The organism is Kaistia defluvii (genome assembly GCF_040548815.1).
GTDB lineage: Bacteria > Pseudomonadota > Alphaproteobacteria > Rhizobiales > Kaistiaceae > Kaistia > Kaistia defluvii_A.
In genome coordinates, this window is record NZ_JBEPSM010000001.1 from 2,375,193 (window position 1) to 2,401,325 (window position 26,133).

Annotated in this window: 23 protein-coding genes; 10 read left to right on the forward strand and 13 right to left on the reverse strand. The window is 65.6% G+C overall.

Going from position 1 to position 26,133, the window contains the following annotated elements; translation table 11 throughout:
- Window positions 1-90: 90 nt before the first annotated feature.
- The 10 genes from ABIE08_RS11155 to ABIE08_RS11200 form a co-directional block, all read right to left on the reverse strand.
- A complete protein-coding gene (locus ABIE08_RS11155; protein ID WP_354550977.1) occupies window positions 91-825 on the reverse strand; it encodes an iron-sulfur cluster assembly protein in 735 nt (244 codons plus the stop codon).
- Entirely contained in the window at window positions 812-1,849 is a 1,038-nt protein-coding gene (locus ABIE08_RS11160) for an amidohydrolase family protein (protein ID WP_354550979.1), read from the reverse strand. The genes ABIE08_RS11155 and ABIE08_RS11160 overlap by 14 nt, the downstream gene beginning before the upstream one ends.
- 205 nt (window positions 1,850-2,054) lie before the next feature.
- Window positions 2,055-3,068, reverse strand: a complete 1,014-nt coding sequence (locus ABIE08_RS11165) for an ABC transporter permease (RefSeq protein WP_354550980.1) — start codon at window positions 3,066-3,068, stop codon at window positions 2,055-2,057.
- Between the two features lie 58 nt (window positions 3,069-3,126).
- Entirely contained in the window at window positions 3,127-4,653 is a 1,527-nt protein-coding gene (locus tag ABIE08_RS11170; protein ID WP_354550981.1) for a sugar ABC transporter ATP-binding protein, read from the reverse strand.
- Window positions 4,654-4,751: 98 nt separating this feature from the next.
- Window positions 4,752-5,840, reverse strand: a complete 1,089-nt coding sequence (locus ABIE08_RS11175) for a substrate-binding domain-containing protein (protein WP_354550983.1) — start codon at window positions 5,838-5,840, stop codon at window positions 4,752-4,754.
- A 251-nt stretch (window positions 5,841-6,091) separates the two neighbouring features.
- The gene (gene rpiA / locus ABIE08_RS11180) at window positions 6,092-6,796 is read right to left on the reverse strand and encodes a ribose-5-phosphate isomerase RpiA (protein ID WP_354550984.1); all 705 of its coding nucleotides are present in this window, start codon (window positions 6,794-6,796) and stop codon (window positions 6,092-6,094) included.
- Window positions 6,797-6,833: 37 nt separating this feature from the next.
- Window positions 6,834-7,676 carry a MurR/RpiR family transcriptional regulator gene (locus ABIE08_RS11185; RefSeq protein ID WP_354550985.1) on the reverse strand — a complete coding sequence of 281 codons (843 nt, stop codon included), beginning with the start codon at window positions 7,674-7,676 and terminating at the stop codon, window positions 6,834-6,836.
- A 10-nt stretch (window positions 7,677-7,686) separates the two neighbouring features.
- On the reverse strand, window positions 7,687-8,367 hold the full coding sequence (locus tag ABIE08_RS11190) for an HAD-IA family hydrolase (RefSeq protein ID WP_354550987.1): 681 nt from the start codon (window positions 8,365-8,367) through the stop codon (window positions 7,687-7,689).
- Window positions 8,368-8,398: 31 nt separating this feature from the next.
- Entirely contained in the window at window positions 8,399-9,919 is a 1,521-nt protein-coding gene (gene xylB, locus ABIE08_RS11195) for a xylulokinase (protein ID WP_354550988.1), read from the reverse strand.
- Window positions 9,920-9,923: 4 nt separating this feature from the next.
- Window positions 9,924-11,387: an aldehyde dehydrogenase family protein gene (locus ABIE08_RS11200; protein WP_354550989.1), complete on the reverse strand. Its 1,464-nt coding sequence runs from the start codon at window positions 11,385-11,387 to the stop codon at window positions 9,924-9,926.
- A 669-nt stretch (window positions 11,388-12,056) separates the two neighbouring features.
- Between ABIE08_RS11200 and ABIE08_RS11205 the strand changes: the two genes are divergently transcribed.
- From ABIE08_RS11205 to ABIE08_RS11230, 6 genes are all read left to right on the forward strand, one after another.
- Window positions 12,057-13,157, forward strand: a complete 1,101-nt coding sequence (locus tag ABIE08_RS11205) for a sugar ABC transporter substrate-binding protein (protein WP_354550990.1) — start codon at window positions 12,057-12,059, stop codon at window positions 13,155-13,157.
- 146 nt (window positions 13,158-13,303) lie between these two features.
- The gene (locus ABIE08_RS11210) at window positions 13,304-14,302 is read left to right on the forward strand and encodes an ABC transporter permease (protein WP_354550992.1); all 999 of its coding nucleotides are present in this window, start codon (window positions 13,304-13,306) and stop codon (window positions 14,300-14,302) included.
- Window positions 14,299-15,855: a sugar ABC transporter ATP-binding protein gene (locus ABIE08_RS11215; RefSeq protein ID WP_354550993.1), complete on the forward strand. Its 1,557-nt coding sequence runs from the start codon at window positions 14,299-14,301 to the stop codon at window positions 15,853-15,855. Before ABIE08_RS11210 ends, ABIE08_RS11215 begins: the two co-directional genes overlap by 4 nt.
- Window positions 15,856-15,859: 4 nt before the next feature.
- Window positions 15,860-16,819 carry an ABC transporter permease gene (locus ABIE08_RS11220; protein ID WP_354550994.1) on the forward strand — a complete coding sequence of 320 codons (960 nt, stop codon included), beginning with the start codon at window positions 15,860-15,862 and terminating at the stop codon, window positions 16,817-16,819.
- 45 nt (window positions 16,820-16,864) lie between these two features.
- A complete protein-coding gene (locus tag ABIE08_RS11225) occupies window positions 16,865-17,656 on the forward strand; it encodes an SDR family NAD(P)-dependent oxidoreductase (RefSeq protein ID WP_354550996.1) in 792 nt (263 codons plus the stop codon).
- Window positions 17,657-17,744: 88 nt separating this feature from the next.
- Window positions 17,745-18,752, forward strand: a complete 1,008-nt coding sequence (locus ABIE08_RS11230; RefSeq protein ID WP_354550997.1) for a LacI family DNA-binding transcriptional regulator — start codon at window positions 17,745-17,747, stop codon at window positions 18,750-18,752.
- 9 nt (window positions 18,753-18,761) lie between these two features.
- On the opposite strand, the gene ABIE08_RS11235 is transcribed toward ABIE08_RS11230, so the two are convergent.
- Window positions 18,762-20,387: a GMC family oxidoreductase gene (locus ABIE08_RS11235; RefSeq protein ID WP_354550998.1), complete on the reverse strand. Its 1,626-nt coding sequence runs from the start codon at window positions 20,385-20,387 to the stop codon at window positions 18,762-18,764.
- Between the two features lie 361 nt (window positions 20,388-20,748).
- Between ABIE08_RS11235 and cyoA the strand changes: the two genes are divergently transcribed.
- The 4 genes from cyoA to cyoD are packed head-to-tail and all read left to right on the forward strand — an operon-like array spanning window position 20,749 to window position 24,826.
- Entirely contained in the window at window positions 20,749-21,747 is a 999-nt protein-coding gene (gene cyoA, locus ABIE08_RS11240; protein WP_354550999.1) for a ubiquinol oxidase subunit II, read from the forward strand.
- Window positions 21,748-23,751, forward strand: coding sequence for a cytochrome o ubiquinol oxidase subunit I (gene cyoB / locus ABIE08_RS11245; protein WP_354551001.1), 2,004 nt, complete (start codon window positions 21,748-21,750; stop codon window positions 23,749-23,751).
- Window positions 23,748-24,440 carry a cytochrome (ubi)quinol oxidase subunit III gene (locus tag ABIE08_RS11250; protein WP_436409522.1) on the forward strand — a complete coding sequence of 231 codons (693 nt, stop codon included), beginning with the start codon at window positions 23,748-23,750 and terminating at the stop codon, window positions 24,438-24,440. Before cyoB ends, ABIE08_RS11250 begins: the two co-directional genes overlap by 4 nt.
- On the forward strand, window positions 24,437-24,826 hold the full coding sequence (gene cyoD, locus ABIE08_RS11255; protein WP_354551002.1) for a cytochrome o ubiquinol oxidase subunit IV: 390 nt from the start codon (window positions 24,437-24,439) through the stop codon (window positions 24,824-24,826). Before ABIE08_RS11250 ends, cyoD begins: the two co-directional genes overlap by 4 nt.
- A gap of 39 nt (window positions 24,827-24,865) precedes the next feature.
- On the opposite strand, the gene ABIE08_RS11260 is transcribed toward cyoD, so the two are convergent.
- On the reverse strand, window positions 24,866-25,540 hold the full coding sequence (locus ABIE08_RS11260) for an HAD-IA family hydrolase (protein WP_354551003.1): 675 nt from the start codon (window positions 25,538-25,540) through the stop codon (window positions 24,866-24,868).
- Window positions 25,541-25,637: 97 nt separating this feature from the next.
- Entirely contained in the window at window positions 25,638-26,051 is a 414-nt protein-coding gene (locus ABIE08_RS11265) for a (R)-mandelonitrile lyase (protein ID WP_354551667.1), read from the reverse strand.
- Window positions 26,052-26,133: the final 82 nt, after the last annotated feature.

Genomic DNA, 26,133 nt, shown 5'->3' on the forward strand with positions numbered 1-26,133 from the left:
AGGGCAGTTTTTCCGGTTTCTTGCCCTGACCAACGCATAGGTAGTCGAGCCCCTATCCCGCCCGCGCCGCATCTAACTCTTCTCGAAAAATCAGTCCGGATTGGCCGCCGCCAGGACCCGGCAATGCTCGGCATTGGCCGCCATGGTGACCGCCGTGCCGCGGACGCTGCGCACATGCACTGTCCAGTGCGCAATCTCGACAGGCTCGCCCTGGGCCGAGACGAAGGCCCGGTCCCCGGGCAGGTTGCGGCGCAGCGCCAGATAGCGCGCCACAGGTTCGGTCAGGCTTGCCGTCTCGCGCGCGACCCGCTCCAGATCCGGAAGGGTCCATAGCGCCGGCAGCGGGAGATTTCCGCCTTTGGGCAGGACATCGAGCACGGCGTGCTGGCGGGCCAGAAAGGCCTTCTCCAGGAAGGTGTGGCGCAGGCCGTCCAGTTCGCCTTCGGCCTTTTGCGGAAACGCCTGCATGAAGGAGAGATCCTGCGCGACCGCTTCATTGATGCGCCGCGCCGCGAAATGATCGCGCAGCACCACCTCGGCGGACGTGACCCAAGGCAGCGCCACCAGGGCCGCCTTGATGTCGGCCGCCATCAGAAACGCGAAGTTCGCCGCGCACCATTGCGTCGGCAACTGGAAGGCAACGCCGACCGATCCGCCGTCGACCTCGATCGACTTGATGAACCCCATCGCCGTGACCGTCTCGTCCAGTTCGGGGTCGCGGATCGTCTCCAGAGCGAGGCGCACCTCTTCCGCTCGCGCCTCGGTCAAGCTGTCCGCGACCGCCAACGGCGCAGCGGGCGACGGCGTGGCCTCATTCGGCCGCATGGCGGGATGCCTCGGCTGCCGGCAGATCGACCGGCGGCAGGTTCAGCAACGCATCGGCGTCGAGCCCGTAGAGCTTGGCGGCGTTGAGGCCCAGAATCTTGCGTTTGGCATCGAGGTCGAGCGCGTGTCCCGCCTCGGTCGTATCTTCCTCATCGAGCTCGAACGCCATGAACGCCTCAATGATCCAGTCGGGACTGGTGATCGCGTAGTCCGAGCCGAAGATCAGCCGGTCCGGCCCGACGCCCCAGAGCAGTTCGATCAGCATCGTCTTGAAATGGCGCGGCCGGGCGCGGATGAACGAGGTGACCAGCGCCAGCCCGCCATAGACGTTCGGCTCCTGGCCGGCGACGGCGCAGAAATCGTCGATGCGCGGCATGCCGCAATGATCGACGACGAAGGTCAGGTCCGGAAAGCTCGTCGCGACGTTGTCGACGTCGCGCACATCGAAGGCGTCATAGTCGAGCGGATGCGTCGTCGGCCCCTTATGGACATGGATGATGGTGATGCCCAGTTCGCGGCACTTCTCCAGATACGGCCTCACGAAATCGTCGGAGAGGCGGTAGCCGCGCGAGATGCCGTTCCATTCGCCGGTATAGAGCTTGACGCCCTTGAAGCCGAAGCGGTCGTGGTCCTGCTCAAGCCTTGCCAGCCCGCGCGCGCCCTCGCGCGGATCGATCCGGCCGTTCAGCACGATGCGGTCCGGGCAAAGTGCCTTCAGCTCGCTGCACTGATCGGTGGTGTTGAAGCCGTCCTTGTAGAAATCCCGGAGATCGACGGGCAGCATGATGGCGGCATCGCAATAGCCGTCGACGAACAGGTCGCGGGCGGCCTTCTCCGCGCCGTAGTAGCGGAACTGCTCCTGCGTCCAGCGCTTGTCGGCGGGCGTGAAGCCGACATGCCCGCCCCAGAACGTGTCGATGAAGGTGCGGCCATAGTCGTTGCGCCAGTTCTCCGGCCGCCCATCCCAGAGGTGGGTATGGCCATCGACGATCAGAATGCGCTCTCCGTCCGGCGTAACGAACATGGATCCCTCCCTGGATCTTCCTGGCAGAGACTAGACCGCGGACCGTCCCTGCAAAGAAGCTTTGCAATCGACGGCACGCTGCCCTTCGCGCCTTATGGTCTGTCCAGGGCCGGCCTAGTCGCGGAAACAGCACGCCTCCGGCGCTGTTCCCCATGGTCTCCTCCGCGCCGATCGGCGCAATGTGCAACGCTAGCGCGATGCGCGGTCAGCTGAAATAGCGCACGCGGATGGCGTCGATGGCAACGGCGATGAAGATCATGACGCCGCCGATAATGCCGACATAGAAGGACGGCACCGAGATGATGGCGAGGCCGACCTGGATGATCGTCAGGAGCAGCACGCCGCCCAGCACGCCGATGACATTACCGCGGCCGCCGAACACGCTGACGCCGCCGATGATGGGGGCCGCGATGGCATAGAGCAGATAGCTCGAGCCCTGGTTCGAGGTGATCGCCATCTGCCAGGACGCCAGCAGGAATCCGGCACAACCGGCCAGGAAGCCGGCCAGCGTATAGGTCAGGATCTTGACCCGGTCGACGCGGATGCCGGCCGAATTGGAGGCGACCGGATTGCCGCCCACCGCATAGACGCGGCGGCCGAACACGGTGTTGGAGAGCAGGATGCCAACGCCGACCAGCGCAATGACGAAAATGAAGGGCATGATCGGCCAGCCGCCGATCGTCGCCTGGCCGATCCAGACATAGCCATCGGAAAGATTGGTGATGGTGCGGCCCTGGGTCAGCGCCAGAAGCGCGCCCTGCAGGATGATCATCATCGAGAGCGTCTGGATCAGCGACACCATCTTGAGCTTGGTGATGCAGAGGCCGTTGAAGAAGCCGATGAAGGTGGCGACGCCGACGCCGACCAGCATGCCCGGGAACCATGGCAGGCCCCAGTCGGAATAGGCCATCGCGCCGATCGCCGAGGAGAAGCCGAGATTGGCCGGCAGCGACAAGTCGATCTCGGCGACCAGCAGCGGCAGCGCCACGGCGAGGCCCAGCATGCCGAGCACCGTGGCCTGCACCATGATGTTCTGCATGTTGTTGACGGTGAAGAAGAACTGGTTGAACAGGCCGAAGATCACGACCAGCGCGATCAGCCAGATCCACACCACGTTGTGCAGCACCCAGCCAAGCGCGGAACGGCCGCCCTCCTTGGTGGTCGGGGCGGCGCTGGTCGGGCTCGCGGTCTTGGCGGCGACGGTCATCGTGCGGCTCATCTCTTCCTCGTTGTCAGCATGGCATCCCGGGTGGCCGGCGCAAGATCCGAATGTGGACCTAAGCCGGCTCAAGCCCCCGGAGCCGGTCATTGGTGATCTCGGAGCCGGTGAGCTCGCGGGCGATGGTGCCATTCTCGAAGATGCAGACCCGGTCGACGGCGCGGGTGATCTCGTCGGTATCGGTCGAGACGATGATGACGGCGACGCCGGTCCGGCTCAGATCGTCGACGATCCGGAGCACGTCCTGCTTGACGCCGACATCGATGCCGCGCGTCGGCTCATCGAGGATCAGCACGCGTGGCCCCGTCGCCAGCACGCGGCCGAGGCAGACCTTCTGCTGGTTGCCGCCCGAGAGCGTATCGACCGCGACGGCGGCCGAAGGCGCCTTGATATCCATCGCCGCGAAATAACGGTCCGAAAGCTTCAGCTCGGCGTCCTTGCTCAGGAAGCCGGCATTGGCCACCGCCGAGAGCGACGACAGCGAGATGTTGGCGCCGATCGACATCTGGCCGATCGCACCATCGCGGCGGCGGTCGTCGGAGAGGAAGGCGATGCCGGCTTCGAACGCATCGCGCGGATGGCTCGGCAGCTTCTGCGTCTCGGTGCCATCGGCAAAGCGGATCGTGCCGGATTGCACCGGCGTCAGGCCGAAGATGCAGCGCGCCAGTTCCTTGGCGCCGGCGCCGGGCAAACCGGTGAAGCCGACCACCTCGCCGGGGCGCAGGTCGAGCGCGGGAACGCGGACGCTGGGACCAACGATATCGCGGAGCTGCACGGCCGGCGCATCGTCGGCGAAGCTGCGACGCTCGCGCTGGAACAGCACCAGGCCGCGTCCGAGCACAAGTTCGGAAAGCTGCGCCGAGGTCAGGCTGCCGACATCCTCGGAGCCGCCGGCCAGCACGCCGTCGCGCAGCACCGAGACGGCGTCGCAGATATCGAGGATCTCGTCATTGTAGTGCGAGATGAAGATGAAGGTGACGCCGTCGGCTTTCAGCCGGCGCATGAAATCGAACAGCTGGTTGCGGTCCTCGACCGTCAGAGCCGCCGTCGGCTCGTCGAGGATGATGATCTTGCCGCCGCTGAACATGGCGCGGAGAATGTTGAGCTTGCGACGCGCCACGGCGTCGAGCTTGCCGGCCGGCTTGTCGAGATCGATGCCGGTGCCGGCCAGCATCCGCGCGGCGTCCTTGCGCAGCTTGCGCCAGTTCACGAAGCCGAAGCGGCGCGGCCAGATGCCGAGCATCAGGTTTTCGGCAGCGGAGAGATGATCGATGATCATCGGCTCCTGGGTGACCAGGAACACGCCCGCCTCTTCCATCGAGGGCACGTCGGCATGGCCGAGCGCCACGCCATCGAGATAGATGGTGCCCGTCGTCGGCTGGCGCTGACCCGACATGATGCCGACCAGCGTGCTCTTGCCGGCGCCGTTTTCGCCCAGCAGGCCATGGATCGAGCCGCGGCGGATGGCGAGGCTGACATCGCGCAGCGCCACGGCGCCGCCATAGACCTTGCCAAGGTTTTCCACGCGCAGAACATAGTCGCTCGCGGCCTGCGATCTGGATGTCATCGGCACGGTCACGCGCATCTCCTGTCAAAAACGGAACGGCCGCGCATCGAGCGCGGCGCAACAGAAGGCAACGCCGCGCCGGAGGAACGGGTCCACCGGCGCGGCGTCCTTGCCGACTATGTGTAGGGGATCTTCCACTCGATCTCGGCGATGGCGCCCCAATGGCGCGGATCGGCCGAATTCGACTTGTCGATGATGAAGGGCGGAATGATCAGCGTCGGGCCGGTCTTGCCGGCGACGATCTCGCCCTTCTCCCAGAAGTACTTCTTGTTCTCGTACGGGCCGATCGGAACGGCCTGCTTCTTCATCGAATAGGTGCCGAGCATCTCGACCGCGATCTGGCCATAGGCGATCGGATCCTGCGACACGCAGGCGTCCATGAAGCCGTCCTGGATCCACTTCAGCGCGACCGGCTCGCCGTCGATGTTGACGAAGATGACGTGGCCTTCCTCGCCGACCTTCTTCCAGCGACCCTTCTGCTGCAGCGCCGTCACGATGCCGCGCGAAGGCGAATCGGAGGGAGCATGCACCGCGTCGAGATCCGGGAATTCCGACAGCGTCGAAAGCGTCACGGCCAGCATCTGGTCGAGCGCGCCTTCTGTCGGACGGGCGAGATACTTGATCTCCGGATACTTGGCGAACTCGGCGTCCATGCCTTCCTTGCGCAGGCGCCAGGCGACGCTTTGCAGCGCGCCGAAGCAGTTCAGCACGGTGCCCTTCGGGCTGCCATACTTGGCGGTTAGGCGCTTGATGATCTCCTGGGCCGCCATCTGGCCGCCGAGGTAATTGTCGAACGAGACGGTGATCGCGACGTCGCCGCCATCGGCCGGCGTGTCGATGATGCCGACCGGAATGCCCTTCTGGTTATAGCGGCGGATCGCCGAAACGATCGCCTGGCTGTCGATCGGGTCGCTGATGATCGCCGAAGGGTCGGAGAGCATCAGGCTCTGCCACTGCTCCAGCTGGCGGGTGTTGTCGAAATTAGCGTTGGTCGCCTGGAATTCCCACTTGTTCGCCTGGACCGCGCGCTTCACGGCCTCTTCCTGGATGACGAAGAAGTAGTAATCGAGGCTCTTGTTGCTATAGGGAACGAAGACGCGGTCCGCCGCAAAAGCGCTGCTGCTCCCGCCGACCATTGCCCCGACACCGAGAGCCGCGCCTGCCTTGAGCAGGCCGCGACGGCTGAGGTTGTTCACGTTTGTCACTCAATCCTCCCATGTCCCATCGGCTCCCTAATCCCTGCCGACTGGAATGCAATCTAGTTTCACTACATCACGACGGACTGTCAATGGCCTAGCGGCGCGTGGCGATCCGGTATTTTTGGCTTAAATAGTTGATTTGATAGTCGAATATATGGAAATCGCGGACACCCCAATCCGGCACCTCCCCGCCACAACGGGGAAGCTTGGAAGCTGGCCACGGAACCGTTCTGGAGCGGGATGTTTGTTTTACTACATCACCGCATGGCAACATAGGCGGTGCCGTCGAAGCAGCCGACGACCATTCCCTGCGATTCCCGCGTGAACAGGCCATTCTCGACGACGCCCGGGATCTGGTTGAGCTTGATTTCCAGCTGTTCCGGATTGGGAATGACGCCGCAGCGGCAGTCGAGGATGAAGTTGCCGCTATCGGTCACGACAGGCTGGCCGTCCTTCATCCGCCGCACGATGACAGCTTCGGCGATGCCATGCTCGGCCAACAGGCGCGAAACCATGCGCTCCGTCTGCTTCCAGGCGAACTGAACCACCTCGACCGGCAGCGGGAATCCGCCGAGCTGGTCGACGATCTTGGTCTCGTCGCAGATGGTGATCATCTGCTTCGAGGCATGGGCGACGATCTTTTCCCAGAGCAGGCAGGCGCCGCCGCCCTTGATCATGCGGAACTGCCGGTCGATCTCGTCCGGGCCATCGACGGTCAGGTCCAGCTCGCCGATCTCGTTGGGATCGGTGATCTTGATGCCGACTTCCCGGGCGACGTCATTGGTGGCGCGCGACGTGGTCGTGCAGGTGACCTTGAGGCCGGCGGCGACATGCTTGCCAAGCTCACGCACGAAGAAATGCGACGTCGTGCCGGAGCCGAGGCCGAGCTTCATGCCGTCGCGCACGAATTCCTCGATCACCTTGCGGCCGGCTACCTTCTTGGCTTCATCCTGAGTGGTCATGTCTTGTCCTTCGAATGCGAAACGGATCGGCCGGCGGTCAGATCTTGTCGGTCTGCCACGAATCGAGCGCCGGCAACTGGTCGGGGAATTCGCTGCCGCTGGTGACGGCGATCGAGGTCACCAGCATGTTGATCACCAAATGATGATTGAGCCGCGAGGCGAGCGGCGTCAGCAGTTCCGTGCGGTCATAGGGCGTCACCGCGATCAGCACATCGGACACATGCGCCAGCGGGCTGTCCGCCGCCGTGATCGAGACGACCCGGGCGCCGCCGGTGCGGGCAGCGATGGCCAGTTCGATCATCTGCTTGGTGTGGCCGGACTGCGAGAAGATCAGCGCCACCTCATTGGGCCGCGATGCTTCGGCGTGCAGCCACTGCTTGGTGCGGCCCATCACGGCCGCGCAGCGCATGCCGAGCCGCTGGAACTTGTGCTCGGCGTCGACCGCCGTCACCTCGGAAATGCCCGTGGCATAGATGCCGACCCAGCTTGCCGCCTGCAGCAGCCGGGCGCCCTCCTCGATCTGGGCGGGCAGCAGATCCTCCAACGCGCGCTGGATCGCATTCAGCGAATTGCGCGCGGTCTTGCGGACGATGTTCTCGATCGAGTCGCCCGGCACGATCTGCTCATAGGCGAAGGGCGCCGACGGCACGAGGCTCTGCGCCAGGTTGAGCTTGAAGTCCTGATAGCCCTCGAAGCCGAAGCGGCGGCAGAAGCGCATCACGGTGGGGTCGCTGACGTCGCATTCCTGCGACAGCCGCGCCATGCTCATATGGATGACCTTGCCGGGATGCGTCTTGACGAAATTGCCCAGCCGCTGCTCGGCCGGCCCCATCCGGTCTTGCTCCTGGAGAATGCGCTGCAGCAGGCTGTTGGCTGACATCCGCTATCCCTCAGCTGGCCGCTTGGACGGGCCGGTAGGCCATGAGATCGAGCAGCCGCGTCAGACGCTGCTCAGGCTCTGCCGGCACCAGCTTGCCGCCGCCCCAGGGAACGACGAAGAACGGCGCGTCGGCGCCCACCGCTGTCGCCTGGTCGACCGTAGTGTCGCCGACATAGGCCCACTCGCCCTCGCCGAGCCCCATGAGCTTCGTCACGGCCAGAAGATGGCCGGGATCGGGCTTGCAGGCCGGCACCGCATCCGCGCCGAGCACGGCATCGAACAGGGGCGCGATGCCGAGCAAGTCGAGGACGCGAAGCGTCAGCGCATGCGGCTTGTTGGTGCAGATGCCGAGGCGAAAACCTGCCTGCTTCAGCGCCGCCAGATCCTCGCGGACATGGCTGTAGAATCGGGTCAGCCGCGCCGGCGCCTCGCCATAATGGGCGAGATAGGCGGCATGCGCGGCTCGAATCGTCTCGTCGTCGCTCGGCAGGCCGAGCTCGACCAGCATGTCGAGCAGCAGCCGGCGCGGGCCATTGCCGATGAAGCGCTCGACGAATTCCGTCTCCTGCTCCGGCCAGCCGCGCGAGCACAGATAGGCATTCACCGCCGCCGCGATATCCGGCGCGCTGTCAATCAGCGTGCCGTCGAGGTCGAAAATCAGCGCCCCATAGGCAGGCAGCGGCTTGGTCATGTCCGTCTCTCTGTCGACAATACCGGTCTCGTCACGCATCGAGCTTCGCTTCCGCAATCGCCGCGAAGCTTTGCGACAAGGCAGGATAGAGGCCTTCGAAGATGCCAAAGGCCCGGCGCAGCGTGTCGCCAGTCTCGCGATCGGGCAACTGGCGCGTCAGCGGCTTGCAGAGCTGCGCCGCCGTCTTCGCGTCCGGCCAGATGCCGACGCCGACGCCTGCCACCAGCGCCGCACCAAACGCACCGCCCTCGGCCGCGCCCTCGGTCGTCACCACTTCGCAATCGAACAAATCGGCCTGCATCTGGCGCCAGAGCGCCGAACGCGCCCCGCCGCCCGACGCCTTGATGACGCTGTGCTGCATCCCGATCCGCTGCATCAATCCATGGATATCGCGAAGCGCATAGGTGACGCCTTCCATGACGCTGCGCGCCAGGTCGCCGCCCTCGTGGCGGGCCGTCAGCCCGACGAAGGCGCCGCGCGCGATCGGATCGGGATGCGGGCAGCGCTCGCCATAGAGATAGGGCAGGAAGAACAGGCCCTTCGCACCAGCAGGGCTCATCGCCGCCTTCGCCACGATCTCGTCGAAGGAGAGCTTTTCGCTCCCCTGCCCCATCGAGCCCATCGTGTCGCGGAACCACGACATGGCGCCGCCGGCATTAAGTGAGACGCCCATGCAGTGCCAGCTATCCGGCGCGACATTGCAGAACACCTGGAGCCGGCCGTCGGGATTGTCTTCCGGCGCTTCGAGCGCGCTCGCGACAATGCCGGCCGTGCCGATCGTTGTCTGCAATTCGCCGGGCATCATCACGCCGGAGCCGAGCGTCTGGATGACGCTGTCGCCGCCACCGCCCACGACCGGAATGCCCTCCGGCAAGCCAAACAGCGCCGCCCCGGAGCGGTTCACCCGACCGGTAACGACCTGCGATTCATGGCAAGGCGGCAGCAGCGCCGGATCGATGTCGAGACGTTCGAGCAGTTCGCCGGACCATGAACGCTTGCGGACATCGAACAGGCCGGTGCCGGAAGCGTCCGAGACTTCCGTCGCGATCTCGCCGGTCAGCACCAGCCGCAGATAGTCCTTGGGGTTCACGACATGGCGGAGCTTTGCGTACAGCTCCGGCTCGTGGTTGCGCATCCAGACGATCTTGCCGCCGGTATAGCCGACCAGCATGCGGTTGTTGGTAAGGGCCAGCAGCGCTTCGAAGCCGCCGGCCTTTTCCGTGATCTCGGCGCATTCCGCGCCGTTGCGCTGGTCGTTCCAGAGCAAGGCCGGCCGCAGCACGCGATGGGCCTCGTCGAGCGGCGTCAGGCCGTGCATCTGGCCGGAAAGGCCGATGCCGGCGATCTCGACATCGCCCCGCTCGGCCAGGACGGCGGCGACCGACTGGCGGGCACCCTCGATCCAGAGCGCGGGATCCTGCTCGGTCCAGCCGGGACGCGGCTGCGACAGGCCGTAGGTCGCGGTCGAACTGGCGAGCACGCCGCCGGCCTCGTCGATCAGGAGCGCCTTGCAGCCGGACGTGCCGATATCGATCCCCAGAAGCGCGCGCATGATGCTAGCGCCCCTTCGGCTCATCATGGCGGATGCGGATATGCTTGAAGTTGAAATATTCGAGCATTCCCTCGCGGCCATGCTCATAGCCAACGCCGCTCTGCTTGCGACCGCCATAAGGCGCGTTCATGACGCCGGCATCGACATTGTTGACCGCCACATTGCCGTAGTCGAGACGCGTGGTGAGGTAGCGCACCTCGTCCATGTCCTTGGCGTAGACATAGGATGCGAGACCGTAGGGCGTGTCGTTGGCGCGCGCGATCGCCTCGTCGAGACCGTCATAGGGCGCGACTCCCAGCAGCGGCCCGAACGTCTCCTCGCTCATCACCTTCATGGCATGCGTGCAATCGGCAACCACGGTCGGGCGGAAGAAATGCCCGCGCGCGAAAGCCTCACCTTCCGGCGCCGCGCCGCCCGTCACCAGCCGTGCCCCCTTGGCCAGCGCATCGCCGAGATGCTCCTTCGTCTTGGCGAGGGGATCGGCCGAAGCCATCGCGCCGAGATCGGCATCCGGCTTATCGAGGCCGTTGCCGATGGTCAGCGCCTCGGCCGCGACCTTCACCTTGGCCAGGAACGCCTCGTAGATCGGACGGGCGACATAGACCCGGTTAATCGCGATGCAGATCTGGCCCATATTGCGGAATGAGCGGCGCACCGCGCCCTTGACGGCCGCATCGAGATCCGCGGATTCCGTGACGATCATCGGGCAATTGCCGCCAAGCTCCAGTGACATGCGCTTGACCGTGGTGGCGGACTGCTGGATCCGCAGGCCGACGCTGCTCGAACCGGTGAAGGCGATCTTGTCGACGCCCGGATGCTCGACCAGCGCCTGGCCGACCACGGAGCCCGGCCCGGTGATGACATTGACGACACCGGCCGGAATCTTGGCTTCCTCGACCTTCCGGGCGATCGCCAGCGCCGTGAACGGCGTCAGATCGGCCGGCTTGATGACGATGGTGCAGCCGGCGGCGAGCGAGGCGCACAGCTTCCAGCCGACCAGCTCGGCCGGATAGTTCCACGGCGTGATCGCGCCGACGACGCCGATCGGCTCGCGGATGACCAGGCTGTGATGATCGGTGGTGTCGCCCGGCACGATCTCGCCATGCACGCGGACCGCTTCCTCGGCGTAGAAATGGCAGGCTTCGGCGAGCTTCAGGATTTCGCCGCGCGCCTCGTTGAGCGGCTTCCCCTGCTCCATCGTCATGATCCGCGCCATGCCGTCCGCATCGGCGGCGATGGCGTCGCCCAGCCGATGCAGCGCCCCGGAGCGCGCCTTGGCCGGCAGATCGGCCCAGCCGCGGAAGGCCGCGCGCGCCGCGGCGACGGCCTCGTTGATCTCGTCCGCGGTCGAGGCGGCGATCTCGCCGATCGACTCGCCCGTCGCCGGGTTGAGGACCGCGATGCGGGCGCCCACGCCCGTCTTCCAGCCGCCACCGATGAACAGCTTACCACTCAATTCCGAGATCATTTCATCCGTCCCTGTAACCCGGCGGCACGCTCATTCGAACCCGTGCCGGGCATGGAAACAGCCCATCCGAGGCCGTGCATGGCGGCAGAATATAGCATAACTACACAAGCACAAGGCCGGCCGACGCCCGAGCTGTGGAAGCGACGAGGCAGAACCGGACACTTGACCCAAACGTCTAGGATCGCTGCCTTTTCCGCGCCCTGAAGCGCTCAGGATGCTGACCTTCCGACCTTGGCCTAGCGCCGCGCAGCCAGGGTAAACAGGAGCACCCCTGGGCCAACTTGATAGTTTTACTACGATGTCGAGACGCGGGTTCTGGCCTCCCCCTTCCGCGCTCGCCCGCGGCGCCTATTTTCCATCCCACAGAGCACCCCTACCCCGCGTGCATTGCACACTACAAAATCGCCGGCTGCCGACGAGGAGAGGCACTCAAGCGCCGATTGACAGCCTTTCCCGTGCGTGCATAGCTATGCAAGGCCAGAAAACATAATGGGTCGTTGCGGAAAGTCCGAGAGACAGCCGCCAGCTTTTTTGCATCCGGACGACAGGCGCGCCAACGCCGTTCGCCGGTGGCGGAATCATCAATTCGAGGGAAGACGGACAGCCGGAAACGACACATAAAAACGGAGCCCCGGCGGCCAGGGCGCTCCAAACAGGGAGGAGTGTTCAATGGGCAATAAACTCATCTCCGGCACATTGGGGAAGCCGATCAAGCGGCGAGACATCCTCAAGGGCGCAGGCCTGATCGGCATGGCGGGCGTGTTCCCGGCCATCCTCACCCGATCCGCCTTTGCCGCCGACAAGCCGACCGTCGTCAATTCGATCCGGTCGCTGTCCAACCCCTATCATGCGACCTGGAACAAGGGCGGGGCAGCCTTCGCCAAGTCGGTCGGTGCCGACTACGTCACCCTCGTCACCGAGGGCAACAGCGAGAAGGGCATCGCCGACATCAAGGCGATCCTGGCCAAGACGGGCGGCAATGCCGTCATCAACGTCGATCCGAACGACAGCCCGGACGCCCGGGCGATCGTCGAGGCCGCCAAGGCCGCCGGCGCCTATGTCGTCACCCAGTGGAACAAGCCGGCCGACCTGCATCCCTGGGATTACGATCCCAACTACGTCGCCCACATCTCGTTCAGCGGGGTGCCCTACGGCAAGGCCATGGCTGAAACGCTGATCAAGAAGATGGGCGGCAAGGGCGGCATCGTCGCGCTGGGCGGCATCGAGTCGAACGTGCCCGCCATCGAGCGCAAGAAGGGCCTGATGGAGGCGCTCGCCGCCCATCCCGACGTCAAGCTGCTCGACTACCAGGTCGCCAACTGGTCCGCGACCGAGGCGCTCGACAAGACCAATGCCTGGCTGACCCAGTTTGGCGACCAGATCACCGGCATCTGGGCCGCGAATGACGACATGGCGCTCGCCGCCGTGGAGGCTCTGCGCGCCGACGGCCGCGCCGGCAAGGTGCCAGTGACGGGCGTGGACGGCATCCAGCTCGCCGTCGAGGCGATCCAGAAGGGCGAACTGGCCGGCACCGTCGCCTGGGATCCGTACTGGCAGGGCGGCATGGGCCTCGCCATCGGCTACGCGGCCAAGACCGGCGTCTTCGACCCGGCCAAGGAGCCGAAGGAACATCGGGAATTCTACGGCAAGGGCGTGATCATCACCGACGAGAACGCCAATACTTACTATGCCGAGAATATCGCGGCCGAGCCGAAGATGGACTGGAATGACATCTGGGGCCGTGTCAGCGGCCAGATCCAGTACGACTGACCGCCTCCCGGGGCGGGCGCGCCTGGTGTGCGCCCATCGCCGGCTCCTGTGTATCGGAGCCGGCGACCTGCCGCGCGTTCCCCGTCCCGAACCTTCGTTCGCGGCGATGCGCATCCCGATCGATTTCCCATGAGGCGATCCGGCCAATGACCCTTGATGCTTCGATTTCTTCCCAGGCGGCGAAGCCTGCGCCGCGGAGGCGCTGGCGCCTGGCAGCCTGGGCGCCGCTGATCGTGCTCGTGCTGCTCTGCGGCCTGATCACCCTGATCAATCCCAACTTCATGACCTTCGGCAACATGGTCCGCATCAGCCAGGCGGCGATGATCCCGCTGGTGCTGGGCCTCGGCGCCACCTTCATCATCCTGATGGGCTCGATCGACCTTTCGGTCGAGGGCGGATTGACGCTGTCCGCCGTCATCCTGTCGATGCTGGTGCTGAACGGCGCCAATTCCAACACCTTCGGCCTGTTCGGCATTCTGATCGTGCTTCTCGTCGGGGCCGGCGTCGGTTTCGCCAATGGCGTGATCCATGTGCGCCTGAAGATCCCCTCCTTCATGGTGACGCTCGGCATGTGGTTCGTGGGGGTGGGCGCCGCCAATGCACTGCTCGGCGGCATGGCGATCCGCATCAACGACCCGATGATCCGGCGCCTCGCGATCGAACGTTTCCTCGGATTTCCCTGGGGCGTCTGGCTGGCTTTGTTCTGCCTGCTGATCGCGCTCGTCATCCAGAATTACACCCGTCTCGGCCGCTACATCTATGCGCTGGGCGGCGGAGAGGACTTGGCGGCGCTGTCGGGCATTCCCGTCGGCCGCGTCCGCATCCTGACCTTCACGCTGGCAGGCGTGTTCTACGCCGTCGGCGGCGTGCTGGCCGCGGCCCAGCTCGGTCTCGGCAATGCCCAGATCGGCAATGGTCGCCTGTTCACCACCGTCACCGCCGTGGTCGTTGGCGGCACGGCGCTCTCCGGCGGCCAGGGCAGCGTGCTGCAGACGCTGGTCGGGGTTCTCATCGTCGTCGTGCTGTCGAACGGCATGGTGCTGATGGGCGTGCCGCCCAGCGTGCAGATCGGCGTGCAGGGCCTGATGATCATCGCGGCGGTCGCCCTGTCGATCGATCGCAAGCGGATGCGGATCGTCAAATGAACGTCACCCAGCTCCACCCCGCCCCCAAGCCGGCGGAAGCCGCGCCACCCGCGCTCGCGCTCGTCCATGTCGACAAGCGCTTTCCCGGCGTCCATGCGCTGAAGGACGTCTCGATCGAGATCCGGCCCGGCGAAGTCGTCGGCCTGGTAGGCGAAAACGGCGCCGGCAAGTCGACGTTGATGAAGATCCTCAGCGGCGTCTACCAGCCGGACTCCGGCGACATCCTGTTGAATGGCAAGAAGACCCGCTTCATCAGCGCCTCCGACGCCATGCACCAGGGCATCGGCATGGTGTTTCAGGAGCAGTCGCTGCTGACCAATCTGACGGTTGGCGAGAACATCTATCTCGGCAACGAGAAGCAATTCAGCCGCTTCGGCATCGTCGACTGGCGCGCGCTCTACGCCGCCGCGTCGCGCCAGCTTGCTAAGGTGCAGATCGACGCCGATCCGAGGATGCGGGCCGAGGATCTCGACTTCGCCGCCCGGCAGATGGTGGAACTCGCCAAGGCGCTGACGCTGGAGGAAAACGCGCCGGGCCATCTGGTCATCCTGCTCGACGAACCAACCTCGGTACTGGAGCGGGCGGAGATCGACATCCTGTTCGCCCGCGTCCGCGCCCTGCGCGCCCGCGCCTCGTTCATCTTCGTCTCGCACCGTCTCGACGAAGTGCTGGAACTGTCCGACCGCATCTATGTGATGAAGGATGGCGCCGTCGTCGCCGATCTGGTCGCCGCCGAGGCCGACGTCACGCAACTCCACCATCTGATGGTCGGCCGCAGCCTGCAGGCGGAATATTACCGCGAACCGCTGCAGGTGCCCTATCGCGACGAGGTGGTCCTGGAACTCGAAGGGCTCCGCCACGCCGGCGCCTATCGCGACATCGACTTCAAGCTGCATGCCGGCGAGATCCTCGGTATTGCCGGGGTCATCGGCTCCGGCCGCGAGGAACTGACGCGGACGCTGGCCGGCTTCGCGCCGCATGATGGCGGCAAGCTTATCGCGCATGGCAAGACGGTGACGCTGCGCTCGCCGGCCGAGGCCGTCGATATCGGCGTCGGCTACATCCCGCGCGAACGCCGGGTCGAGGGGCTGGTGCTGTTCCTGCCCGTCGCCGCCAACATCACGCTGGGCGATCTCGGCACGCTGACCAAGCACGGCCTGATCGACACGCGCGAGGAAAAGCGGCTGGCGCAGGACTGGGTGAAGAAGCTGAGGATCCGCACACCCGGCATCCACACGCTCTGCCTCAATCTCTCCGGCGGCAACCAGCAGAAGGTCGTGCTCGCCAAATGGCTGAATGCCAAGGCGCGCATCCTGATCCTCGACCACCCGACCCGTGGTCTCGACGTCGGCGCCAAGGAGGAGGTCTACGAGCTCATCCGAGCCGTCACTGCCGAAGGCGTGGCCGTCATCCTGACCTCGGACACGCTGGAGGAGACGATCGGATTGAGCCACACGGTGCTGGTGATGCGCGATGGCGTCATCACCCACCGTGTCGGCGCAGAGCCCGGCCACAAGCCGCAGCAGGTCGATCTCATCGGACACATGGTGTAGCGCGATGAACAGCATAATCGAGACGATCCGCACCGATGGACTGCGCCAGTGGCTGCCTCTCGCCACGCTGATCCTGCTGGTGATCCTGGTGGGCGCGTTCCAGCCCGCCTTCCTCGAAATGAACACGCTGCTGCAGCTCGCCAGCGACACCGCCGTCCTGTTCATCCTGGCGACCGGCGTCACCTTCGTCATCATGCTGGGCGGCATCGATCTGTCGATCCAGTCGATGGCGTCGCTTTCGAGCGTGGCGGTGGCGCTGACCCTGTCGCGCTTCGGCTATGGCGCCTTCGCCTTCGCCTTTGCGCTCGGCGCGCTGGCGGGCCTGCTTTCCGGCATCGCCCATGTCCGCCTGCGCATCCCCTCCTTCATCGCGACGCTCGCCATGGGTGGCGTGCTCTACAGCGCCGCCCTGGTCACCTCGAAGGAGCGCTCGATCACGCTGGGCGACAGCGAGCGCGCCTATCTCGGCTGGATCACCGGCACGGTCTTCGGAATCCCCAACGTCGTGATCATTGCGCTGATCGTGCTCGCCATCGCGCATATCCTGCAAAGCCGCACGCGCTTCGGCCGCTACAGCGCCGCAATCGGCGCCGGCGAACCGGCGGCCTACGCGTCCGGCGTCAAGGTCGACCGCCAGAAGATCATCGCCTTCGTCCTGTCGGGCGCCTGCGCGGCGCTCGCCGGCATCGTCCTTGTCGGCCGGCTCGCCAGCGGATCGCCAACCTTGGCGAGCGAGCTGCTGCTGCCTTCGATCGCCGCGGTCGTGGTCGGCGGAACCGCGATCACGGGCGGCGTCGGCAGCATCTGGCGCACGCTGGTCGGCGCGCTGATCATCTCGGTGGTTCGCATCGGCATGACGTTTCTGGGCGTCAACATCTTCGCCCAGAACATCGTCTTCGGCGTCGTCCTGGTCGCCGCCGTCGCCATCACCATCGACCGGTCGAAAATCCCGATCGTCAAGTAATCGCGTTTTTCAAAGGGCCACTCTCAAGAGGCCAGGAGCACAAGCATGGATCTCGGACTTCGCGACAAGGTTGCCGTCATCACCGGCGGCAGCATCGGCATCGGATTGGCGGTGGCCAAGGGCTTCGCGGCGGAGGGCGCCCATGTCGTCATCGCCGCGCGCGATGCCGACCGGCTGACGGCGGCGCGCGAGGAAATCCTCGCCGCCCATGCGGTGCAGGTGGTTGCCGTCGACTGCGACGTCGCCACGGCGCTGGGCTGCGACCGGCTGCTGGCCGCGACCGAGGAAGCCTTTGGCGGCGCGGACATCCTCCTGAACAATGCCGGCACCGGCAGCAATGAGACCATCCTGGATGCGCCGGACGACAAGTGGCAGTTCTACTGGGACCTGCATGTCATGGCGGCAGTCCGGCTGGCGCGCGGGCTGGTTCCCTCGATGAAGCGGCGCGGCGGCGGCGTCATCCTCAACAACGCCTCGATCTGCGCCGCCCAGCCGCTCTGGTACGAGCCGATCTACAACGTCACCAAGGCGGCGCTGATCATGGCGTCGAAGACGATGGCGACCGAGTTCATCCCGCACAATATCCGCGTCAACGCGATCAATCCTGGCTTCGTGCTGACGCCGGACTGGATCAAGACGGCGACCCAGCTCACCGCCGAAACCGGCGGTGACTGGAAGGGCTACATCGACAATCTGGCCCGCGAGAACGCGCCGATCGGCCGCTTCGCCTCGCCGGAAGAAATCGCCGATTTCTTCGTGTTCCTCTGTTCGGACCGGGCCAGCTATTCCGTCGGCTCCACCTATTTCGTCGATGGCGGCATGTTGAAGACGATCTGAGACCGGCGCCGGAAACACAGGTTTCCGTTGAACAAGGCACCGGCGGGCGCTAGGCAGGCGCCCGTCATTCCCGCAAATGGTTCACCTCATGAAAGCCTCGAGAAGGTACCCGTCATCGACGGATGTGGCGCGCCTCGCCGGCGTTTCGCAGTCGGCCGTGTCGCGCACCTTCAACAAGGGCAAGAGCGTCTCGGAAGAGACCAGCCGCAAGGTATTCGAAGCGGCGGAGCAACTGGGCTACAGCCCCAACTTCCTGCCGCGCATGCTGCTCAAGCATCGCTCCGACCTCGTCGCCATCGTCGTCAGCGACAGCTCCAACCCCTTCTATGCCGTGGCGGTCGACGCCTTCTCGCGGGCGCTGCAGGAAACCGGGCACCAGGTGCTGCTCGCCAGCGTCGATGGCGGCAACGCGCTGGACGGCATCCTGCCCCGCCTCGCCAGCTACCGGGTCGACGCCATCGTCAGCGCGCTGCCGGTCGTGACCCAGTCGGCGGCCGAGGCCTTCGCCCGCATCCGCATTCCGATCGTCTCGTTCAATACGCCGGCCCGCAATCAATGGATCTCGTCGGTCTGCTCCGACAATGCCGGCGGCGCGGCGCTCGTCGCCGATCTCTTCGTCGCCCGCGGCGCGCGATCCTTCGGCTTCATCGGCGGCACGCCCAGCGACTATGCCAGCGGCGAACGACTGCGCGGCTTCCGGGAGCGCCTCGCCCTGCATGGGTTCGATCACGTCGAGACCGCCATGGGCGACTATCTCTATGAAGATGCGTTCCAGGCGGCAGCCGCCATGGCGGAACGGCGCAAGGTTCCCGACGCGCTCTTCTGCGCCAACGACCTGATGGCCTTCGGCGCGCTCGATGCCTTGCGCCGGGCGGGCCTGCGCATCCCGGAGGACGTGCTGGTCGCCGGCTATGACGACGTGCCGGCGGCGGCCTGGGGCTCATTCGACCTGACGACGGTGGTGCATGGCCATCAGGCCATGGTGGCGGCCGCGATCGCCATCCTGCACGCTCGCATGGCCGACCCCGAGCCCGCCGACGGCGTCACCACGACGGTGCCCGTCCGCCTCGCCGAGCGCGCGACGACGCAGCGGTAGCGCGGCGCGTCATGCGTCGAGCGCCGCTTCGCGGACCGCCTCCCGCGCGCCGCTCCGGTTGCCGCGGATCAGGTCCGACGCCTTTTCGCCGATCATCACCGTCGGGGCGTTGGTGTTGGACGAGACCAGTCGCGGCATGATCGAGCTGTCGCAGACCCTCAGGCCCTCGATGCCGTGCACGCGCAATTCCGGATCCACCACTGCATCCTCGCCATGGCCCATCCGGCAGGTGCCGACCGGGTGATAGGCGGTGCGCGCCGCCGAGCGGGCGAATTCCTGGTATTCGGCGAGCGTGCGCACGCCCTTGCCCGGAATATGCTCGCCCGCGAGGAAGGGCTTGAAAGCGTCCTGCGCCATGATTTCCTGGCTGATCTTCACGCCGTCGACGGCGCGCGCCAGATCATAGGGGTCGGAAAACGCGTTGGTGTCGATGCGCGGCGCGTCGTTCGGGTCAGCCGAGCGCAGGGTCACGGAGCCGCGCGAGCGCGGCCGCGTATGGTAGGAGTTGAGCGTGCAGCCATTGCCACCCGGCACCGAGCCGACGCCCTTCTCGACGCCCGCGCCGGGCAGGAAATGGAATTGCAGGTCCGGCGTCTTCTCCGCCCTATCGCCCCACCAGAACGCGCCGCCCTCGACGATGTTCGATGCCACAGGCCCCTTGCCGAGCGCCAGATATTCAAGCCCTGCCATCAGCTTCCAGTGCGGCTTCTTGTATTTGTCGAAGCTGTGCGGCCCGTTCAGCTGGTAGACGATGTCGATATTGGTGTGGTCCTGCAGGTTCTGCCCCACGCCGCGCAGGTCGTGCACGACCGGGATGCCATGCTCGCGCAGATGCGCCGCCGGGCCGATGCCGGAAAGCATCAGCAGCTTGGGCGAGCCGATGGCGCCCGAGGCGACGATCACCTCGCGGTCGGCGCGCAGGATCTCGCTGCGCCCATCAGTGGCGATCTCGACGCCCACGGCGCGGCCCGCTTCGGCGACGATACGGCGGGTGAGCACGTCGGTGCGGACGGTGAGGTTCGGCCGGCCGAGCGCCGGCTTGAGATAGCCGACCGCCGTGCTGCAGCGGCGGCCCTTGCGCGTGGTCGACTGGTAGAAGCCGGTGCCGGCCTGGTGCGGACCGTTGAAGTCCGGGTTGAACGGCAGCCCCGCCTCCTGCGCCGCCTGCACGAAGACGCGAGTCAGCGGATGCGGCGAACCGCTGCTGACGCCCAGCGGTCCGCCATGGCCGTGATACGGACCGGCGAAGGTATCGTTGTCCTCGGAGCGGCGGAACAGCGGCAGGATCTCGCGGAACGACCAGCCGGTGCAGCCCTCCTCCTCGGCCCAGGCGTCATAGTCTTCCGGACAGCCGCGGGTGAAGACCTGGGCGTTGATCGAGCTGCCGCCACCGAGCACGCGACCCTGCGGATAGGGGATGGTGCGCCCGTTGACGGCCTTGCCCGGCTCCGTCTCGTAGCCCCAGGAAAGCGGCCCGGCGGAGATCTTGAAGAAGCCGACCGGCATGTGGATGTAGCGATCGGTGTCGCGCGGGCCGGCCTCGAGCAGCAGCACCGACACGTCGGGATCCTCGCTCAGCCGGGCCGCCATGACGCAGCCGGCGGAGCCACCGCCGACGATGATGTAATCCGGCATCCAGAACCTCCCATCGCGAAGCGTCGCCGGGAGCGATCCCCATGTCATGGACCGCCCGCTCGCGCGCTCGAAAAAAGCCGGCGCGCCGACAGTCTCCCCCCCGCCGGCGCACCCGATCCGCCGAGCCTAGCGCATGGAAAGTCCTCGCGCTTCGCCAAATATGCATCCCATTGCGCATGCATCGCAGTGTTGCCGCAAGGGTACTGAACCCGGCCCAGACGGCCAAAGCGGTCCCTTGCCGTTTGAAGCCATTCTTCTATCTTGATCGGTGGCCAGCGCGTCCGAAGCGCCGGCGCGTTTCTCGTCTCAATCTTCCGGATCGCTTTCTCGTACGCTTGTCGCCACGACACGGAGCGCTTGAATGACGGAGTGGAAGCGACGCCGTGCCGCGGGCCTGCGATGGGTCGTGCTGGCGATCGTGGCAGTGACGGGCAGTGGCTGCATCGGCGTGCTCAACCCCCAGGGGCCGGTCGGCCAGGCCGAGAAGCTGATCCTCATCAATTCCGTGGCGATCATGCTGACGATCGTCATCCCGACCATCCTCGTCACCCTGTTCGTCGCCTGGTGGTTCCGTGCCTCCAACAAGAAGGCGACGTACCAGCCCGACTTCGTCTATTCCGGCCAGATCGAACTGATCGTCTGGGCGATTCCCATTCTCGTCGTCGTTCTGCTCGGCGGCATCGCCTGGATCGGTTCGCATGACCTCGATCCGCCGAAACCGCTGGTCTCCAGCGTCAAGCCGCTCGAAGTCCAGGTCGTATCGCTCGATTGGAAATGGCTGTTCATCTATCCCGAACAGGGCATTGCGACCGTCAACCAGCTGGTCATCCCGGCCGGGACGCCGGTGCATTTCGAGCTGACCTCGTCCTCTGTGATGAACGCGTTCTTCGTGCCGCAGCTCGGCGGCATGATCTACACGATGCATGGCATGCGGACGAACTTGAACCTGCTGGCGAACCAGCCGGGCGAGTTTCATGGCCTGTCGTCGAACTATAGCGGCAATGGCTTTTCCGGCATGAACTTCACTGTTCGCGCGGTGGCCGGAGCCGATTTCCCAGCCTGGGTCGAGACGGCGCAGCAATCGACCAAGGTGCTCGACGACGCTGCCTATATCGTCCTGTCGCACCCGACCCAGAACGTGCCGCCGACGATCTACAAGCTCGGTTCGCCGGAGCTTTTCCGGTCGATCCTGACGCAGAAACTTCCCCCCGGTCCCGGGCCTGCCACCGGTCCGATGCACGCCGTGCCCGCCGGCGCGGAAGCGCCAAAAGTCGAGATGCCCGCCATGCCGGGAATGCCGGATGCCGAAGCGCCGCACTCCATGATGCCGGCGTCCCTATCGTCGAAGCAGGAGGGATAGATGCTCGGCAAGCTTTCCTGGGACGCGATCCCCTTCGACCAGCCGATCCCGCTGATCGCCTCCGGGCTCGTCATCGTCGTGGCGCTCGGCGTGCTCGCCTGGGTCGTGGTCAAGGGCCATGTCCCCTATCTCTGGCGCGAATGGATCACCTCCGTCGACCACAAGCGGATTGGCGTCATGTACACGCTGATGGCGCTGGTCATGCTGCTGCGCGGCTTCGTCGACGCGCTGATGATGCGCACGCAACAGGCGGTCGCGTTCCAGTCGCAGGGCTATCTGCCCCCCGAGCACTACAACCAGATCTTCTCCGCGCATGGCACGATCATGATCTTCTTCGTGGCGATGCCGTTCGTGATCGGGCTGATGAACATCGTCGTCCCGTTGCAGCTCGGCGTGCGCGACGTTGCCTTTCCAACGCTGAATTCCGTCAGCTTTTGGCTCGCCGCTTCCGGCATGCTGCTGATCAACCTGTCGCTGGTGATCGGCGAATTCTCTCAGGCCGGCTGGCTCGCCTATCCGCCGCTTTCGGGCATCCAGTATTCCCCCGGCGTCGGCGTCGATTATTACATCTGGGCGCTGCAGATATCTGGCGTCGGCACGCTGTTGACCGGCATCAACCTCGTCACGACGATCCTCAAGATGCGGGCGCCCGGTATGGGCTATCTGCGCATGCCGATGTTCTGCTGGACGTCGCTCGCCTCCAACCTGCTCATCGTCGCGGCCTTTCCGGTCCTGACCGCGACCCTCGCCATGCTGGCGCTCGACCGCTACCTCGGCTTCCATTTCTTCACCAACGAAGCCGGCGGCAACGTCATGATGTATGTCAACTTGATCTGGATCTGGGGCCATCCGGAAGTCTACATCCTGATCCTGCCGGCTTTCGGGATCTTCTCCGAAGTGATCTCGACCTTCTCCAGCAAACCGTTGTTCGGCTACCGCTCGATGGTGCTGGCGACGATGTCGATCTGCGTGCTCTCGTTCCTCGTCTGGCTGCACCACTTCTTCACCATGGGCGCCGGCGCCAACGTCAATGCCGTGTTCGGCATCGCGACAATGATCATCGCCGTCCCGACGGGGGTGAAGGTGTTCAACTGGCTCTTCACCATGTATGGCGGCCGCATCCGCTTCACCACGCCTGTGCTCTGGACGCTCGGCTTCATGGTCACCTTCGTCATCGGCGGCATGACGGGCGTGTTGATGGCGGTGCCGCCGGCCGATTTCCTGGTGCACAACAGCCTGTTCCTGGTGGCCCACTTCCACAACGTCATCATTGGTGGCGTGCTGTTCGGCGCCTTCGCCGGCTACACCTACTGGTTCCCCAAGGTATTCGGCTTCACCCTCGACGAGAGGCTCGGCAAGCTCGCCTTCTGGCTCTGGGTCGTCGGCTTCTATCTCGCCTTCATGCCGCTCTACGTCGTCGGCCTGCTCGGCATGACCCGGCGGATGCAGCATTACGACGTGCCGGAATGGCGGCCCTGGCTGCTGCTGGCGGCGGTGGGCGCGCTGTGCATCCTGGCCGGCATCGTCGCCCAGGCGGCGCAGCTCTATGTCAGCATCCGCGACCGCGAGAGGCTGCGCGACGTCTTCGGCGACCCATGGGACGGCCGCTCGCTGGAATGGGCGACGACCTCGCCGCCGCCGGTGTTCAATTTCGCCGTGCTGCCCAATGTCGAGGACGAGGAGCCCTATTGGGGCATCAAGCAGCGGGCTCTTGCCGCGCAGCGTCTCGTGCAGGAGCCCGACTATGAAGCGATCGAGATGCCGCGCAATTCGCCGACCGGCTTCGTCACAGCCTTCTTCACCACCCTCATGGGCTTCGCGCTGATCTGGCACATCTGGTGGATGGTGATCCTCGGCCTCGTCGGCGCCTTCGCCACCTTCGTCGTCTTCGCCTGGCGCGATGTCGATGAATACGAAATCCCGGCCGAGGAAGTGGCGCGGCTCGATCGCGAGCGCCGCCGCCTGCGCGAGGAAGCGCTGCCCACGCTGAGGCAACCGGCATGAGCGATATCGCCGTCAGCCCCGACACAGACCCCTACCGGATGGGACACCAGCCACGCGCCAAGGGCCATGGGCATGGACACGGCCATCATGGCGGGGATGCCACCGGCCATGGCGAGGGCGGGCCGGCCTCGAAGCGCACCGTCGTCGCCTATGGATTCTGGATCTTCCTGCTCAGCGACATCATCATGTTCTCGGCCTTCTTCGCCACCTATGCGGTGCTGGTCGACGCAACCGCCGGCGGACCGAGCGGCCGGCAGCTGTTCGAACTGCCGCGCGTCGCGATCGAGACGGCCTGCCTGCTGGCATCGAGCTTCGCCTGCGGGCTGGCGATGATTGCCAGCCAGGTCCGCAACCACCTCTGGACCCAACTCGCTTTGCTCGCGACCGGCGTGCTCGGGCTCGTCTTTCTCGGTCTCGAACTGCAGGAATTCGCGATCATGATCGACCAGGGCGCCGGGCCGACGCGCAGCGCCTTCCTGTCGGCCTTCTTCGCGCTGGTCGGGTTGCACGGCCTGCATGTCTTCACCGGCCTGCTCTGGCTCGGCACGATGATGGCGCAGGTCGCGGTCAAGGGCTTCCATCCGCGCATCCTGCGCCGGCTGATGTGCTTCAGCCTGTTCTGGCATGCCCTCGACATCATCTGGGTCGCCCTCTTCACGGTTGTCTACCTGATCGGAACGACATCATGACCTCGCACCCCGTCGACCAGCATGACGTCGCACCGGGCGACGAGCAGATCTCGGAATCGATCGCCAGCGGTGTCCTGGGCTATCTGGTCGGTTTCGTGCTGGCGGTCATCCTGACGGCGATGTCGTTCTACGTCGCCAGTTCCGACCTGCTCTGGGGGCCGGGCATCGCCATGGGGCTTGTCGTGCTGGCGATCGCCCAGATGGGCGTGCATCTGGTGTTCTTCCTGCACATCACCACCTCGCCGGACAGCACCAACAATGTGCTGGCCCTGGCCTTTGGCGTGTTCATCGTCTTCCTGGTGCTGGCCGGCTCGCTCTGGATCATGGCGAACCTCAACCACAATCTGATGCCCGACCAGATGATGGAGCAGATGAAGAACATGTGAGGTGCCGGACGCCGTTTCGGCGCTCGACCCGGCAGATCCTCAGCCGAGGTCGCGCGATACCGTCAGCCGGCCGTCTGCGTCGCTGGAGACCCGCAATCCCTCGTAATGGCTGACGCCGGGATGGCTGGAAGCGAGCGGTGCGGTGTGCGTCGCCTGGATCACCAGCACGCTGGCGCCAGCGCGCTCGCCGGCTTCGATGCCAGCCGGGGCATCCTCGAACACCAGGCAATCCGACGCCACGACGCCGAGCCGGCTGGCGGCGAGTAGATAGCAGTCCGGCTCGGGCTTGCCGATCGCCACATCGTCGGCGGTGACGAACACGGCCGGCGGCGTCAGGCCCGCGGCCTCAAGCCGGCGAAGGGCGAGGAGACGCGGCGCCGAGGTGACCAGCGCCCAGCGATCCGCCGGAAGCGCGCCGAGGAACGCCGCCGCGCCGCCAATCTCCCGCACGCCGTCGACGTCGTCGATCTCGGCCTGCAGGATCCACTCCGCTTCAGCGTCGGCATCGACGCCCGGCAAGGCGAGTTGGCGTACCGTGTCGATGGCCCGCTTGCCGTGCAGCGTCGGCAGGAAGGCCGCGACGTCGAGGCCATGCCGGCCGGCCCAATTCGACCAGACGCGCTCCGCCGCCTCGATCGAGGTCAACAGCGTCCCATCCATGTCGAACAGGAACGCCGCAAAGGAACGTCCGCCGAACAGCGCATCCGTCGTCATGGAAAGCCTCTTGCTGATGGCGTGCGCAGGGGTCGCGGCAGCGCCGGAATGGGTCGCTGCGACCCTTACCCGCCTTGCCGCCCGCTGTCAGCCCCGCCTATGCAGACCGCGACCCACAGCGCCGGTATTGCTCCTCGGTGACCGGCTCCATCCAGTCGACGACCTTGCCCTCGAAGACTTCCTGGATCGCGATATGGGCCATCGCCGTCGTCGGGCCTGCGCCATGCCAGTGCTTTTCGCCAGGCGGGAACCAGACCACATCGCCCGGAAAGATCTCTTCGACGGCGCCGCCGAGCCGCTGCGCCAGCCCCTTGCCGGACGTGACGATCAGGGTCTGGCCGAGCGGATGAGTGTGCCATGCCGTCCGCGCGCCGGGCTCGAAGGTGACGTTCGCCCCCTGCACGCGCGCCGGATCGAACCCGTTGAACAGCGGATCGATGCGAACGGTGCCGGTGAACCAGTCCGCAGGCCCCTTGCCGGATGCCTGGGTGCCAACTCGCCTGATTTCCATTTCGCAGTCCTCACCCGGTTCGTTCCGATGACAAAGACATAGCGTGTTTTCGCACAAAGCGATGGCCGCTTCTCGGCCTGCC

Excerpts from the sequence above, each read along its gene's own strand:
- ABIE08_RS11155 (WP_354550977.1), bottom strand. The coding sequence starts at position 825 with ATGCGGCCGAATGAGGCCACGCCGTCGCCCGCTGCGCCGTTGGCGGTC.
- ABIE08_RS11160 (WP_354550979.1), bottom strand. The coding sequence starts at position 1,849 with ATGTTCGTTACGCCGGACGGAGAGCGCATTCTGATCGTCGATGGCCAT.
- ABIE08_RS11165 (WP_354550980.1), bottom strand. The coding sequence starts at position 3,068 with ATGAGCCGCACGATGACCGTCGCCGCCAAGACCGCGAGCCCGACCAGC.
- ABIE08_RS11170 (WP_354550981.1), bottom strand. The coding sequence starts at position 4,653 with ATGCGCGTGACCGTGCCGATGACATCCAGATCGCAGGCCGCGAGCGAC.
- rpiA (WP_354550984.1), bottom strand. The coding sequence starts at position 6,796 with ATGACCACTCAGGATGAAGCCAAGAAGGTAGCCGGCCGCAAGGTGATC.
- ABIE08_RS11185 (WP_354550985.1), bottom strand. The coding sequence starts at position 7,676 with ATGTCAGCCAACAGCCTGCTGCAGCGCATTCTCCAGGAGCAAGACCGG.
- ABIE08_RS11190 (WP_354550987.1), bottom strand. The coding sequence starts at position 8,367 with ATGACCAAGCCGCTGCCTGCCTATGGGGCGCTGATTTTCGACCTCGAC.
- xylB (WP_354550988.1), bottom strand. The coding sequence starts at position 9,919 with ATGCGCGCGCTTCTGGGGATCGATATCGGCACGTCCGGCTGCAAGGCG.
- ABIE08_RS11200 (WP_354550989.1), bottom strand. The coding sequence starts at position 11,387 with ATGATCTCGGAATTGAGTGGTAAGCTGTTCATCGGTGGCGGCTGGAAG.
- ABIE08_RS11205 (WP_354550990.1), top strand. The coding sequence starts at position 12,057 with ATGGGCAATAAACTCATCTCCGGCACATTGGGGAAGCCGATCAAGCGG.
- ABIE08_RS11210 (WP_354550992.1), top strand. The coding sequence starts at position 13,304 with ATGACCCTTGATGCTTCGATTTCTTCCCAGGCGGCGAAGCCTGCGCCG.
- ABIE08_RS11215 (WP_354550993.1), top strand. The coding sequence starts at position 14,299 with ATGAACGTCACCCAGCTCCACCCCGCCCCCAAGCCGGCGGAAGCCGCG.
- ABIE08_RS11220 (WP_354550994.1), top strand. The coding sequence starts at position 15,860 with ATGAACAGCATAATCGAGACGATCCGCACCGATGGACTGCGCCAGTGG.
- ABIE08_RS11225 (WP_354550996.1), top strand. The coding sequence starts at position 16,865 with ATGGATCTCGGACTTCGCGACAAGGTTGCCGTCATCACCGGCGGCAGC.
- ABIE08_RS11230 (WP_354550997.1), top strand. The coding sequence starts at position 17,745 with ATGAAAGCCTCGAGAAGGTACCCGTCATCGACGGATGTGGCGCGCCTC.
- ABIE08_RS11235 (WP_354550998.1), bottom strand. The coding sequence starts at position 20,387 with ATGCCGGATTACATCATCGTCGGCGGTGGCTCCGCCGGCTGCGTCATG.
- cyoA (WP_354550999.1), top strand. The coding sequence starts at position 20,749 with ATGACGGAGTGGAAGCGACGCCGTGCCGCGGGCCTGCGATGGGTCGTG.
- cyoB (WP_354551001.1), top strand. The coding sequence starts at position 21,748 with ATGCTCGGCAAGCTTTCCTGGGACGCGATCCCCTTCGACCAGCCGATC.
- ABIE08_RS11250 (WP_436409522.1), top strand. The coding sequence starts at position 23,748 with ATGAGCGATATCGCCGTCAGCCCCGACACAGACCCCTACCGGATGGGA.
- cyoD (WP_354551002.1), top strand. The coding sequence starts at position 24,437 with ATGACCTCGCACCCCGTCGACCAGCATGACGTCGCACCGGGCGACGAG.
- ABIE08_RS11260 (WP_354551003.1), bottom strand. The coding sequence starts at position 25,540 with ATGACGACGGATGCGCTGTTCGGCGGACGTTCCTTTGCGGCGTTCCTG.
- ABIE08_RS11265 (WP_354551667.1), bottom strand. The coding sequence starts at position 26,051 with ATGGAAATCAGGCGAGTTGGCACCCAGGCATCCGGCAAGGGGCCTGCG.